Here is a 15,681-nt window from a genome sequence, read left to right as displayed (position 1 = left end):
CACAAAGAGTATTAGCATTTTACCATATAACAATACTGTGTATTTCCTTGTATGACAAGGTTATCATAGGATTTTATTTTTGTCAATATTTCTATTTTTTATTCATTTTATACGGTTATACTTTCTCCCCTTCTATTTCCACATGAATTTTTCACTTTTTTTACTTTAATTGATAGCAAAAACTTATTGTGCTACACTGGAAAAAATAGCATTTATGAAAGGAGAAATACTATGTACGATTTTGAAACTATAGTTGATAGAAAAAATACAGGATCAGCAAAATGGGAACAAATGAAGGAATGGACTCCAAACGTTTCCGCTGAAATAATTCCATTTTCTGTTGCAGATATGGAACTTAAGAACCCACCTGAAATAATAGAAGGATTAAAAAAACATCTTGATTCTACTATTTTAGGTTATACAAAAACTACAGATAACTATTTAAATTCAGTATGTAATTGGATGAAAAAAAGACACGGATGGGAAATAAGTCCTGAATGGATAGTTGGCTCTCCAGGTGTTGTAGGAGCATTCTACTCAGCAGTTAAAGCTTTCTCTGCCCCAGGGGAAGGGGTTATAGTTTTAACCCCAGCTTACTATCCTTTTTATGGAGCAGTAAGAAAAAATAATAGAAAACTAGTTACTAGCGCACTAATTACAAAGGGATTAACTTATGAAATCGACTTTGATGACCTAGAGAAGAAGGCTCAAGAATCAAATAATAAGATACTACTATTCTGTAGCCCTCACAATCCAACCGGGAGAGTATGGAATAAAGCTGAATTAGAAAAGATAGGTGAAATTTGTTTAAAAAATGATATTTTTATTATTTCTGATGAAATACATTTTGATCTTATTATGCCAAGCTTTAAACATACTGTATTTGCTTCAATTTCTGAAGATTTGGCAAACAATATGATTGTATGCACTGCACCTAGCAAAACATTTAATTTGGCAGGGCTTCAAACATCCAATATTATAATTCCAAATAAAAAAATTAGAAATACGTATTTAAAAGAAGTAGAATCGAATGGATTCTTTGGCCTTAATATTTTAGGATATAAAGCTTGTGAAATTGCATATACGGAATGTGAAAATTGGTTAGATGAATTAATAAAATTAGTTTACAATAATCATGCAAAATTAAAGGAATACATCGAAGAAAATATTCCAATTATTAAAGTATTCGACCTTCAAGGAACTTACTTACAATGGATGGACTTTAATGGGCTTGGTTTAACCATAAATGAACTAGAAAAATTAATGCATAAATCTCAACTATTCTTTGATGAGGGATATTTATTTGGAAAAGAGGGAAATGGATATGAGCGTATGAATTTAGCATGTCCAACAAAACCTTTAATTGAAGCTCTGGAAAGATTAAAAAAAGTGATTGATAATATACACAAATGAAATTAACCATACAACATTTAGATATTATTGGATACCACTGCTCTCCATACTTTCCACATAAATATGATATTAAAATGTAATAATAGTGGTCACTTTACTAAAATTTCTCAAAGATTTACTAACTTTAAATCATTAATAACACAATCCTCAGAACTCCACTTTATCAAAACACTTAATTTTTTAAATTTTTAACCATATTTTGCTTAACTTTATTAAGTGATTCATATAATTTATTTATAAATCTATTTATTAAATAGATTTAAAATTAAATTGATTTTTATAGGAGGCTATTAATGAATTTAGATCAACCAAATTCAAATGACTGTACAAGAACTTTTAATCGTTCAAGAAATGTAGTTCCTTCAAGTGGATTATGCTCAAGATGTATTGATGGATGTCGTGGAAATTGTGAGGTATTTAAATCTACTTTTCGTGGCAGAGAACTTATCTATCCAGGTCCTTTTGGAGAAATAACTGCTGGAGGAGATAAAGATTATCCTGTAGATTATTCACATTTAAACATACATGGTTATGCACTAGGTGGAAAAGGTCTTCCAAATGATGCTGTGGCAAATTCTGATAATGCTCTTTTCCCTACAGTTAATACTGAAACAGAATATGGCTGGGATAAAAAAGTAAAAATGAGTGTCCCTATTTTTACAGGAGCACTTGGATCAACTGAAATTGCTAGAAAGAACTGGGAACACTTTGCTATAGGGGCTGCAATCTCTGGAGTAACTATTGTATGTGGAGAAAATGTTTGTGGTATTGATCCCGGACTTGTACTAGATAGCAATAATAAAGTAAAATTTTCACCTGAAATGGATAGACGAATAGAAGTTTACAAGAGATATCATAAAGGATTTGGAGAACTTCTTATACAAATGAACGTTGAAGATACAAGACTTGGAGTTGCCGAATATATTATAGAAAAACATGGTATAGAAACAATCGAATTAAAATGGGGTCAGGGCGCAAAATGTATAGGGGGCGAAATTAAGGTTAATAGTCTTGAACGAGCTTTAGAATTGCAAAAAAGAGGATATATAGTAACCCCTGATCCTTCTGATCCAATTAATCAAGCAGCTTTTAAAGATGGTTCAATCAAAGAATTTGAAAGACATAGTCGTCTTGGATTTATTAGTGAAGATGAATTTATGGCAGAAATTCGAAGACTTAGAAAACTAGGTTTTAAAAGAATAACTCTAAAGACTGGTGCTTATGGACTTCCTGAACTTGCAATGGCAATAAAGTGGTCTTCTAAAGCTAATATTGATTTATTAACTATAGACGGTGCTTCTGGTGGAACTGGAATGAGTCCTTGGAGAATGATGGAAGAATGGGGTATGCCATCTATTTACCTACATTCAGCAGCCTATGAATTCTTAAAAATTTTGGAAGACAAAGGAGAAAAGGTTCCCGACGTTGCTTTTGCTGGAGGTTTTTCTTCTGAAGATGGAGTATTTAAAGCACTAGCTCTAGGCTCACCTTTTGTGAAAGCAGTTTGTATGGGAAGGGCTCTTATGATCCCTGGTATGGTAGGTAAAAATATAGATAAATGGCTAAAATCTAATGATCTTCCTAAAACAATTAGTGAATTTGGTAAAACTCCTGAAGAAATTTTTGTTTGCTATGAAAAAGTTAAGAATTTAGTAGGATCTAAAGAAATAGAAAACATTCCTCTTGGAGCTATTGGTATTTATAGTTATTCTGATAAAATAAAAGTCGGGCTACAACAACTTATGGCCGGAACAAGATGTTTCAATCTTCCTTCTTTATCTAGAAAAGACCTTATGAGTCTTACTGAAGAATGTACAAAAGTTACTAAGATCCCTTATATTATGGATTCTTATAGAGATGAAGCTATGGATATTTTGAATAAATAGGAATTATGGCTGCAGTTTATATAACTACAGCCATAACTTTTTATATCATCTGCATAGTTTTTTACAAGACGTCTTCTTTTTGCGAATTTATCAAAAATCCTGTCTTTCTAATACCAAGAGGTTCAAATAATTCTTCTTTCAAAAATTCTATAAATTATTGTTTAAAACTTTAGATAATAGTGTAACACTATACCAAATAAATGCATAATATTAAAAATAATTGTTAATTTAATCTATTAATTAAATTAGGAGATATGAGAATATGACATGGACAAGTAATTGGCTTACTCTGCAAAAAACTTGTGTCAAAATGAAACTTGGCAAATCTAAATTGAGGATAAATCCTTGCAAGGTAGCAGTAATAGTATATGACATTAATGGTCTATTTATATGTGAAGTCGTTAATAATTTAAAAAACATTCAAAAGGAAACTGAAGGAAAAGTTGAATTTCAATTTTTTTCTTCTAACGAAAAACAAGATACACAAAATAAAATTCTTGATAAAATATTACAAAATGAAAATTTCAAACTTTTATTAGTAGAACTAGTTGACCTAAATGCTTCACAAGAAGTAATTAATAAAGTGAAACAACATAATATTCCTATAGTTTTATTTAGTAGAGAACCACCTAATAAAAACCCTATTAAATCTTATTACAAGGCTATATTTGTAGGAACTGTTTTAGAGCAAGCAGGTATCCTAGAAGGAGAAATCCTTATTGATGAATGGAATAAAAAGAAATCAATTATTGACAAAAACAAAGACAATATAATGCAATATATCATGTTTAAAGGACAAAAAGATAATTTAGAAGCAATTGCCAGAGCTAAGTATTCAGTTCTTACAATAAAAAATTCAGGGATAAATATTATGGAACTTGATTTAGCTTATAGTGATTGGAACAATAAAGAGGAAGCTAAAAAATTAATGGAGTTACTCTTTTTACGATTTGGCAATAAAATTGAAGCCATAATTTCAACCAATGATACCATGGCAATAGGTGCCATTGAAATACTACAAAGGCTTGGCTATAACAATGGAAATAAAGAAAGAACAATACCAATTGTTGGTGTTGATGCTGTCCCTGAAGCTAGAGAACTTGTTAAAAAAGGATTTATGACAGGTACTATTATTCAAGATGCTCACGCTATGGCTGAAGCTATTTACATTACTGGAATGAATTTAGCTTTAAACAAAAATCCACTTGATGGAACAACATATAAATTTGATGATAGCGGAGTTACCATTCGTATTCCTTATAGTAATTATGTACCTAGTTAATATAACTTAAATGATTGGCATTTGTTACAGATAACTATATCATTTTTAGTTCCATTACATGAAAAAAATCACTAGCTTAGTATTACTATGCTAGTGATTTTCATTTTTAAGTCTAACTGTTATAATTCTTTATAGCAAAAATAATCAAAATCAGCTGCTTTATTACTTCCAGTGATATCAATACAATTCATTCCCACAAAGGCTCCTGTAAAAAATCCTCCCCCTCTTATATAATCATCAGACAATTTTCTAGATTCAAAAGTAACAGGTATCTTTACCCAATCAATTCCATCAAAGGAGTAAAAATATTCATAACCTTGAACACGCACTTCAACTTTAAAATGCACATACTCAACATAACTTGGAATTGGTATAACTTCATTTTTAAGAGGCATATCAAAATTAAAATTGTCACAAGAAACAATATCAATTACTTTTCCTTTATCCTCATTCCATGTAACATGTATAGTAGACCAATTTTCTGTATTATAATAACATGTTAACCCTGCAGCCTGTTGAAAGGTATCTGGATCAAAGGATACACTTGTAGATGCATCAAACTTAAATGACTGCCATCTTCTTGCTACAAATGCTTGTGTAAATGTAGAAGTTAAAGATTCTTTACCATATAATCTTAAATTCCCTTTTCTTGCCTTTAACGATGCTATATCTTCTGTAAGTGGAATACGTAGTGATTGAAAGTTAATATTTAAACTCTCACTATCAAAATCATCTTTTTCCTTATAAGTTTTTTCCCACTTTACCTCTGGAATCTTAGGTACTTCAACATTAACTAACCCTTGTTTGCCTCCAACAACTTTTGGCCAGCCATTTACCCATTCTATTCTTTGTATAGAAGTTTCACGTCCAAGTGGGCAATATCCCCTTTGTTCAAGGACTGGTTGATTTCCTACGGGCAGTGGTCTGCCCACTAAATGAGCTAAATACCATTCATCAGTATGTGTATGAAGGAGGGATGCATGACCACATTTTTGCAATGGATTTCTAGGATCGTGCCAAGAAGTTAACAATGGATAATCAGGATCTACCTCATATGGTCCTTCTATATTTTTTGCACGAGCAACAGTTTCTGAATGTTCATAAGTTGTACCACCTTCTGCAGTAAAAAGATAATAATAATCCCCAATATGATATAGATGAGGTCCTTCTGTATACTTAATATCAGTTCCCTTATATATGATTTTAGGTTTACCAATTAATTTCTTTTCATCTTCAGAGTATTCCTGCAAAGCTATACCATAAAAATTATGATGATAAATTCTTTGATCCCAATACATATTTACAAGATACTTTTTTCCATCGTCATCATGAAATAAAGATGCATCAAATCCTGATCCATTTAGAGTAATGCGCTCACTCCACTCTCCATCAATGCTTTCACATGTAGTTAAATAATTATGACAATCTTTCCATATACCATCTGTTACTTTTACATCTGTATATATTAGCCAAAACTTTCCGTCATGGTAACTTAAATCTGGTGCCCATATCCCTCCAGAATTAGGATTTCCCTTCATATCAAGAAGTGATGTTGTCTTTAGCGGATGTGTAATAAGATGCCAATTAACAAGGTCTTTAGAATGATGTATCTGAACCCCTGGAAACCATTCAAATGTTGAAGTTGCAATATAATAATCTGTGTCAACACGGCAAATACTTGGATCAGGATTGAATCCCTTTAAAATTGGATTTTTAATCATACTTATAAATTCTTCCCTTCTATGTTTAATTCAGCTCTTTCTTTTAAATTAGCTGCAATTTCTTTATATTTTTTATCATCTAAATTATAGAAATTAATATCTATTAAAGCTAATACCATAAGTATTGCCGGAACGATTGTTGCAGTTATTAGTATGCCTGTTAATGCATGTGATGACTGGGCTTGATTTGCTACATATCCAAAGTTTCCTAATATAATTCCTGGTACTGCTCCCCCTAATGCCATTCCACATTTAAAGAAAAATCCAATAATAGCATAAATCAAACCACTTAAACGTTTTCCTGTAACGTATTCGCCATATTCAATAGTCTCAGGAATCAATGCCCACATAAATGCACCAGCAGTTAAAGAACCTATTGCTGTAATAACACGTGAAATTAATATTAATCCAACCATATCAGTTGGTATAATTAAAAGAGATAATGTGCCAATTACTGTTATGGCAAGTGAAATATTTAATAATGCTTTTTTTCCAATCTTTTTATTAATTTTAGGAATTAGTGGTATACATATAAATGCAGGAAGTGAACCTAATACTGTATACCATTGTACTAAATCAGGTCGTCCAACATTATAAGTAACATAATATATTCCTATTGAACTATTAATTGAATTAATACCAAATATCAATACAAAGAAGATACTTAACACTACAAGAGGTCTATTAGTTTTAAATTGTTCAAAAAGATCTGAAAACTTAATTTTATGATCCTGATTAACACTTTTCACTCTCTCTTTAGTGCTTGAAAAACAGAATAACAATAAAATTGCACCTGCTATCCCTAAAATACCCATTGTTATTTGCCAACCACCTGAAAGTCCAAAAGACTTTGAAAAATATCCTGAAAGTACTGGAACAAAATATGAAACAATTACCCCACCTAAATTAGCAAAAAACATTCTTACAGATGTCAAGCTAACAACTTCTTGATTATCATCTGTAATAGCTGATGTTAATGCCCCGTAAGGAACATTAATACAGGTATACGTAATTGAAAGTCCTACATAAGTGACATATGCATAAATTAGTTTACCTGTTTCTGAAAAATTAGGAGTAGTGAAACAAAGAAAAGCTAAAACAGCAAAAGGAGCTGCTCCATATAATAGATATGGTCTAAACCGTCCAAATCTAGTATTTGTTTTATCAACTAAAGTTCCTATGATTGGATCATTAATTGCATCTATAAACCTTACTACTAAAAACATCACCCCTGCTTGCGCTGCAGAAAGCCCAAAAACATTTGTATAGAAAAATAATAAGTAAATTGAAATAGTTTGATATATTAAATTACTTGCCAAATCCCCTGATGCATACCCTATTTTTTCTTTCATTTTAATTTTTAAATTATCCATTAAATTCTCCTCTCTTATTATAAAAATATTTTCCTCTTCTAGTCCATCATTGGAAGCTTATGCTATAGAGGATTGTATTAGCATATAGATAAAATAACTCCATAGCCAATTACAACAATTGTACAATACATATTATATTTTTATTTTTTTATTAAATTACAATGAGGTCACAGAAAAGTAAAAAAAAGTCTGACTCCAACTGAATATTGAAATCAGACATTAACTTCATAATTGGAACTTTCTACTTACCTTAGAGCAATTCAAATGCAACAGCTCATTATTTATATACTATAAACCTTTAGTTAGTAACTTAGCTTATAGAAAAAACTTAATATCTAATTTTTAAGTATTATACCTGTAGGTCCAAAATGATAAGAAATACCACCAATTGTTACCCATCCTGTCGCAGCAGAACCATCTGCCATAAAATAATACGTGTTTCTTCCTATAGTTTGCCAACCTGTTTGCATTATTCCATTATCATTAAAATAATAACGTTTTCCATTAATAACTTGTATTCCTTTTACTAATTGACCAAAGGAATTACTATAATAAGTATTATAGTCTAGTGTAAAGAAACCTATTTGTGCTGATCCATTTGCTGTGAAATAGTATGTACTACTTCCTACTACTTGCCAGCCTGTTTGCATAACTCCATTAGCATCAAAATAGTAACGCTTTCCATTAATAGTTTGTAAACCAACTGCTATTTGTCCAAGGTAATTACCATAGTAGATATACCCTCCCATTGTAAAAAAGCCTATTTGTGCTGATCCATCTGCTGTGAAATAATACTTTCTGTTGGCTACAACTTGCCAACCTGTTTGCTTAACTCCATTGGCATTAAAATAGTAACGCTTTCCATTAATAGTTTGTAAACCAACTGCTATTTGTCCAAAAGAATTACCATAGTAGGTATCCCCTCCTATTGTAAAAAAACCTAGTTGTGCCGATCCATCTGCTTTGAAGTAATATTTACTACTTCCTACTACCTGCCAGCCTGTTTGCATAACTCCATTAGCATCAAAATAGTAACGCTTTCCGTTAATAGTTTGTAAACCAACTGCTATTTGCCCAAGGTAATTACCATAATAAGTATTATATCCTATTGCAAAAAAACCAGTTTGTGCTGATCCATCTGCTGTAAAATAGTACTTTCTGTTGGATACAATTTGCCAACCCGTTTGCATAATTCCATTAGTATCAAAATAATACTGCTTTCCGCCAATCACCTTAAGACCTACTTGCATAACTCCATTACTGTTAAAATAGTAAGTATTTCCTCCAATAATCACCCATCCAGTATTAAATGATTTGGAAACTGAATATAAAGTTGAATTATCATTTTGTGTGCTCATCTTTTCACTTGCATACACAGGTTGTCCAACATAATTTAGTGCAAAAACAAGTAAAATAGTTGAAATTATTATTTTTTTACGCATATACATCATCCTTAATTATATTTTAATTATCTTGACTTTAATGTACATTAATCCCTAATTTTCTTCTAAAAATCCAATCAAAAACACTTGATATATTTTGGAATTAGTGTAAATACTAGTATTTTCACAATTTCATTATAATATTTTTTTACAATTTAAGCAAGTTTTATCATATTATATACAAAAACCAATATTATGGAACCTGCTTGTGTAAAAAAGGAGTTGTAATTAGAATAATTGCAAAGTCATTCTTATACAACTCCTTATAACCATATACTATATACTATATCCTTCATTTCTCCGCAGATAAGATTACTTTCTCAGGATTCCACGAATCATTTTCCTTTAGTATATTTTTAATTTTATACTGCTTTGCCTCTAATTTCGTTAGTTGTGGTCTAAACGAATTAATTACAGCCCCTCGTCCAAAATTTTTATATTCACTAAGTCTTTCTGTACTTGGATCTACATTTTTCATTTTTGTCCAGCCATTAACATTAATATGTTCTCCTAAATCACAACGTATAAAAGTAGCACTTGAGCATACTGGATCCTTTACATAACTTGGATGCCATGGGCGTCCTAGGTATACAGAATTAGCTGGTTGATTAGGATCACTTGTTAATTTACAATCAAGAAATACAAGTCCAATCTTGCTCTCTGTTAATGTACTTGGTGCTGTTACACTTGCACCTTCTTTATATTTTGAATTTATTTCACAATTTTTAAATACAGCTGTTGAAGCACCAAATATAAAATCAGTATGTCCAGTTATATAACAATCTTGAAAATATTGTCTGCCTTTTCTTACATAGAGAGTATCTTGATAACCTGTAAATCGGCAATTAACAAATACCTGCCTGTCTCCCATAGGCTCGCAAGCTACAGCTTGTTTGTTTTTTAGTTGTGAATTATTATAATCAAATGAATTTTCAAATGTGATATTTTTAGCAAAAAAATCATCACCTTCTAAAACTGTACTGGCACAATCCTCTGTTGTCCCTGAAACACTATTGCAGTTATCATATGTCAATACAGTTTTTTCTGCATTTTCTCCAATTAAACTAATAAACTTTTTATTCTCAGGCACTCTGATTACTTCTTTATAAACACCATTTCTAATATTTATTATATACCAAGAAGTATTATTATCAGGAACCGCATTAATAGCTTCTTGAACTGTAGTATAATCACCGCCTCCATCTTTTGAAACAACTATCTTTTTAATATCTGACGTTTTAGCACTCACAACACTACCAAATACTGACATCATCATAGAACAAACTACAATAAAACTCAAACTTTTTCTTAACTTCATATTTATTTCCTCACAATTTCATTAGTTCTTCAGCAATCGTTTTCATATCACTTGAATTAAATATCTGAAGTCTATATATCTATTGATACAATAATTATCTCATTTGTTTATTTAATTGTTCCTCCCATCAATATATTTTGACAATTTGATATTCAATAGATATTTACCAGTTGTTAATTGTACATTGTTGACTAAATATAACACAAACTTCCATAAGAATTTTATTTCACTTTCTAATTTTTGTCCATAATTATTACGTAAAATACCTTAATAGCATCGTAAACAACATCTTTGTATCTAAAATAAAAAAGCTGTAGCAAATGCTTCAGCTTTTTCTAATACATATAATTTAAATTTTTATAACTAAAATCAATACTTATTATAATTTACTATTCTTTTTTATTTTTTTTAATGCTTTTTTAGACCCTCTAGCAATGTCATTTGCCAGTTTTCTTTCTTTAAAATCTATAAAGAGCTGATTCATATCATAACCTTCTGGATAAAGTTCACTTGCCTTTATTTCTAATTTTATTCTTTTACAATTAACCTGAATAAATTCCTTATTGTATAATACAATAATATTGTTTAACTTATCTCTTTCTTTATATACAATTGCTGATTCATTATTTTCTAAAAGAATAATTCTATCACCTATAGAATATTCTAAAAACTCTTCTTCTATTTCTTCATCCTTGTCTTTTATAACCTTACTCTCTTCTAATAAACTGTAATTGTAATTTTTAGTATCCATATATATTCTTGCTCTTTCTATAATTGAATTATATAATCCCATCTTCTTAGAAATATACAATGCATTACTATCTCCAACTTTTCCTAAACTAAGTTTATATAATGGCTCTAAAGTTTCTATTTCAAATTCCATAGCTGCATTTTCAAAATCTGGATGTTCATTGGAGAAATTTTTTATTTCTCCATAATGAGTAGTTGCTACAGTAATACAGCCCTTATGATATAACTCTTCCAATATTGCTATAGCCAAAGCTGATCCTTCATTTGGTTCTGTTCCACTGCCAATTTCATCAAATAATAGCAATGTTGACTTTGTACTTTTCCTAATTATTTCAGCTAGATTTTTTATATGGGACGAAAATGTACTTAAGGCATTTTCAACACTTTGATTATCACCAATATCAACAAATATCTTTTGAAATACTGAAAACTCGGTTCCTTCTACAGCTCCTATATGGAATCCCGACTGTACTGCTAAAGTAAATAGTCCAACTGTCTTTAATACTATAGTTTTTCCCCCAGCATTTGGTCCAGTTATTATTAAACCTCTATAATTTTCACCAATCTCAAAATCTAATGGAACACTATTATTTATAAGAGGATATTTTCCTTTAATAATCTTTATATATCCACGATTATTTATTTTAGGTTTTATCCCATTTATTGCTTTACTATATTTAGCTTTAGCACAAATCATGTCATATTCAGATATAACCTCAAGATTCATCTTTAAATCCTTTATTCTTTCAAAAAGCATATCTGTTAGAGTAGATAATATTCTATATTCTTCAACATCCTCTTCTGCTTTTAATATAGACAACTCACTTGTATATCTCCCAATAATTTCTGGCTCTATAAACACAGTTGTTCCCTTTGATGATGTTTCAATAACAGTCCCTTGAATTTTATTTTTATAAGCTGATTTTATAGGAATTGTATATTTTCCATTTCTCTGACTAATAAAAAACTCTTGAATACACTCTTTGTTTTCGCCATTTTTAAGGAATCTATCTAATTTTTCCTTTATTTTATTTTCGCATATATCAATTTGCCTTCTTATTTTTTTAAGTTCTTTGCTAGCATTAGAGTCTACCATACTGCCTGTGATAGATTGATTTATTTCATCTTCTAAATAACTTAAATCAGAAATATTTTCTCCATAAAAACTTAATGTAGGTGCATATCCATCTTTATCCTTCATAAATTGCTTAACCTTTCTACATCCTCTTAAAAAATCAGATATAGTAATTAATTCATTGGGATCCAAGGAAGCTCCCTTCTCCATACTTTCTATAAGAAGTAAAATATTAGAAATGCCTTCTAGTGGTATAATATAAGATGCATCTAGTAATCTTCTTCCCTCTGATGTTTCATTTAATCTTTTATTTATAATCTTTATATTAGTACTAGGCTCTAGCTCATCGATTAATCTTTTTCCCAGTCCGCTAACACAATATCCTTTTATTATTTCTTTTAATTCGTAGTAATGTAATTTTTCTAATGTTTCTTTATTCATTCTATTAAACCATCCTTATATCTTTATTACACTACAAGCCTACGAAATCTTGATAGATTTCTTTTTTGTATAATAAAAAAGCTATGGATACTTCCACAGCTTAAAATTCAACAATTAATAGAGATAATTGTATTATCCTTATAAAGTAAATTCGTGGACTTGTATCTTTAATAGTAATAATTAATTCCACAACAAATAAATGGTATACTCCACCATTTTTAGAATTAATATTTAATTAACTATTTTAGATACTAAACACTCACAAAAATACCTCTCTTTTTTTGAAACCTATCTACTAAATAGTATATATTAAAATCACAAATTTGCCAATTGTATTTAAATATAATTTTCTTTCCTATAGTAACTTTGTAAATTTATCTATTATTTAATATATCATTATAAACCTTACTTTCTTTCAAAAGTTCATCATGATCTCCAATAGCATTAATTTCTCCATCCTTTAGAACTATTATTTTATCCATATATTTTAACACATTTGGTTTATGACTAATTATTATTATAGTTTTATCTGCAAGTTTTGTCATAATCAATTCATTAATCTGCCTTTCTGTATCTATATCAATATTGGAGGTTGCTTCGTCTAATATTATTATATTATTCTCAGTAGCCAAAGCTCTAGCTATAAGTATTTTCTGCCTTTGTCCCCCTGATAGTAAACGTCCGTTTTCTCCTATTTTATAATCTTCATCAAGTTTTTCATAAAACTCATATAAATTACAATCTTTTAAAATTTGTTGAAACTTTTCGTCTTTAATGTTTTTATAAAGGCAAACATTATTTTTAATAGTATCATTAAATAAATAACTATCCTGAGAAACTATAGATACATTTTTTCTATAATCATCAATATTTATTTTATTAATATCCATTCCATTGAGAAGAACCTTTCCACTATATGCTCTATAAAATCTCATAAACAAGGTAATTATAGTAGACTTTCCTGATCCATTTAACCCTATTAATGCTACTTTTTCTCCTGGATTTATCTGAAAACTTATATCCTTTAAAATATCTCTTTCACCATCATATGAAAAGAATATATTTTGAAAATTAATTTGTGGATTATTCCTCATCTCTTCTGTTAAAGAAACCGTACTTTTATTTTCTTCCTCTTCTGAATCCATTTGTAGAAACTCATAATATCTTCTTGTTGAAGGAAGTATATTTGATAGAACTAGTCCTAAATTAAGCACTGCTGATATAGGACTTATACAATAAATAGAATAAGAAATAAAAGAAACTATACTTCCAACAGTTAAGTTCAAGTCAAATACCATATTAGCACCAATAATATATAATATAGTTGTAATAAAAGATTGTAATGTACGATCAAATACAAGGTTAAAAGAATTTTGCATAGTCATTTTCTTTTCTAGCTTAATGACATTGCCTTGCATATCATTAAATTCTCCTATTTTTTTATTAAATAATCCAAATATCCTTACTTCTTTTATCCCACCTAAAGTATCTCCAAACCACCTTGCAAATTTAGAATATCCTGTCATATAGTGATTTGCCATTTGATTTCTTTCTTTTGTTAATTTCCTTGCAACAAAAAACTTTATAGGAATAAAGCATATAACTAATATGGTTAATTTCCAGCTAATTATACATAACCCTATAATTCCTCCTATTATATTAAATATTTGTGTTATGGTAATAAAAAAAACTCCATCAGCCACCATTGATATATTAGAAATATCATTATGTATATTGTTTAAAAGTTCAGTATTATTTGTTTTATTAAGTTCTGAAAGATTTATCCTTCTTAATTTATGAAATGACTTATTAAAAAGATTATATGTAATTTCTGCCTTTAAAGTTGCTCTCACATTTTCTTTCCACAACTCTATCGAATTATCTATAATTACTAATACTAATGCAAGAATAGAATAAAAAATCACAACATTTTTGTTATTGCTTAAAAAACCATCGTCCATAATGCCCCTATTAATTAATGGAGAAATTATAGCTATTAGTGAAGAAATAAGCAAAAAAATAATAATTGCAAAAATCTTTCTCCCATTTCCCTTTAATAAATTAATCAACTTAAGCATTGTCTCTTTATTGTTCATATTATCATTCTCCTCTCTATATGAATATCGTCTATATTTTTTTACACTTTATATTTTTATTACTTTTTTTCTATTTATTGGATTAAAATCTACAAAATATCAACAAACTCAATTTGCAATTTTAGCAACTATGATAAATAAACAGAAATAAAAACATTATCGAAGAAGAAATAATAATACATGAGGTTAGAAGTAATAAAAAATAATGCAAATATTTAAAAGAGGAGTCAAAAGAATGAATTCGAAGTATAATAATTTATTTGAAACTTTTAAATTCCCATGTAGAATTACTACTAGAAACAGATTAGTAATGGCATCTATGACAACTTGGTCAAGTAACGAATATAGAACTATTTCTGATGATTAATTAAACTACTACAATGAAAGAGTTTATGATGTAGGTAATAAAGCGGTTTCAAAACTGCTTCTCTCCATACTATAATAAAAGATGAATTCGGTTAATTAAACTTGACTTAGATTATATACATGCTTCATTAGAAAATATTCTTTCCGCAAAACCTGTAGACAGTAAAGATGAAAAAATAACACTTGAATCCATTCTTAAAATTGTAAAAGATACTATTCCTTTAATCGCATTAGGTAAAACATTAATTATAAATCCTAACTGGACTGAGCTAGTAGCAAATGATAAAGAAAATGAAATTGCAACAAAACTCAAAATTTCAAAACTAAAATAGCTTCATATACCTAAAAACCTTTGGAATTCAATTGAAAAAACACCTGATTGGTTTGAAATAAAAGAATAAAATAAGAATAAGATTGACTGCATAATCAAATATAACACGCTTAATCGAGTAGGAGGTAGATAATTATTTTATCTACCGACCTCTCACACCACCGTACGTACCGTTCGGTATACGGCG

At 29.3% G+C, this 15,681-nt stretch carries 10 protein-coding genes; 4 read left to right on the top strand and 6 right to left on the bottom strand.

All coding sequences use genetic code 11. The annotated features are described in order from the left end of the window. Window positions 1-231: 231 nt before the first annotated feature. The 3 genes from H9661_RS10885 (at window position 232) to H9661_RS10875 (ending at window position 4,581) form a co-directional block, all read left to right on the top strand. Window positions 232-1,413 carry a MalY/PatB family protein gene (locus tag H9661_RS10885; RefSeq protein WP_143317653.1) on the top strand — a complete coding sequence of 394 codons (1,182 nt, stop codon included), beginning with the start codon at window positions 232-234 and terminating at the stop codon, window positions 1,411-1,413. Between the two features lie 293 nt (window positions 1,414-1,706). Continuing rightward, window positions 1,707-3,299, top strand: coding sequence for an FMN-binding glutamate synthase family protein (locus tag H9661_RS10880; RefSeq protein WP_191768772.1), 1,593 nt, complete (start codon window positions 1,707-1,709; stop codon window positions 3,297-3,299). Window positions 3,300-3,561: 262 nt separating this feature from the next. Beyond that, window positions 3,562-4,581: a galactose ABC transporter substrate-binding protein gene (locus H9661_RS10875; protein WP_191768769.1), complete on the top strand. Its 1,020-nt coding sequence runs from the start codon at window positions 3,562-3,564 to the stop codon at window positions 4,579-4,581. Window positions 4,582-4,700: 119 nt separating this feature from the next. Here the strand turns inward: H9661_RS10875 and H9661_RS10870 are convergent, their stop codons facing one another. The 6 genes from H9661_RS10870 to H9661_RS10845 form a co-directional block, all read right to left on the bottom strand. Then, window positions 4,701-6,302 carry a glycoside hydrolase family 43 protein gene (locus H9661_RS10870; protein ID WP_191768767.1) on the bottom strand — a complete coding sequence of 534 codons (1,602 nt, stop codon included), beginning with the start codon at window positions 6,300-6,302 and terminating at the stop codon, window positions 4,701-4,703. A gap of 2 nt (window positions 6,303-6,304) precedes the next feature. Then, window positions 6,305-7,675 (bottom strand): glycoside-pentoside-hexuronide (GPH):cation symporter, encoded by a 1,371-nt coding sequence (locus tag H9661_RS10865; RefSeq protein WP_143317649.1) that lies wholly within the window; start codon window positions 7,673-7,675, stop codon window positions 6,305-6,307. Between the two features lie 335 nt (window positions 7,676-8,010). After that, the gene (locus tag H9661_RS10860; protein ID WP_191768765.1) at window positions 8,011-9,117 is read right to left on the bottom strand and encodes an N-acetylmuramoyl-L-alanine amidase family protein; all 1,107 of its coding nucleotides are present in this window, start codon (window positions 9,115-9,117) and stop codon (window positions 8,011-8,013) included. Window positions 9,118-9,409: 292 nt separating this feature from the next. Further along, a complete protein-coding gene (locus tag H9661_RS10855) occupies window positions 9,410-10,435 on the bottom strand; it encodes a pectinesterase family protein (protein ID WP_191768763.1) in 1,026 nt (341 codons plus the stop codon). A gap of 379 nt (window positions 10,436-10,814) precedes the next feature. Continuing rightward, window positions 10,815-12,701 carry an endonuclease MutS2 gene (locus H9661_RS10850; protein ID WP_191768761.1) on the bottom strand — a complete coding sequence of 629 codons (1,887 nt, stop codon included), beginning with the start codon at window positions 12,699-12,701 and terminating at the stop codon, window positions 10,815-10,817. Window positions 12,702-13,075: 374 nt separating this feature from the next. Beyond that, window positions 13,076-14,797, bottom strand: coding sequence for an ABC transporter ATP-binding protein (locus H9661_RS10845; RefSeq protein ID WP_191768759.1), 1,722 nt, complete (start codon window positions 14,795-14,797; stop codon window positions 13,076-13,078). Window positions 14,798-15,032: 235 nt separating this feature from the next. Between H9661_RS10845 and H9661_RS19880 the strand changes: the two genes are divergently transcribed. Next, window positions 15,033-15,164 carry a hypothetical protein gene (locus H9661_RS19880; protein WP_279232070.1) on the top strand — a complete coding sequence of 44 codons (132 nt, stop codon included), beginning with the start codon at window positions 15,033-15,035 and terminating at the stop codon, window positions 15,162-15,164. Window positions 15,165-15,681 lie beyond the last annotated feature (517 nt).

This window comes from Clostridium cibarium, assembly GCF_014836335.1.
Lineage (GTDB): Bacteria > Bacillota > Clostridia > Clostridiales > Clostridiaceae > Clostridium > Clostridium cibarium.
This window is presented reverse-complemented; position numbering and strand designations above follow the sequence as displayed.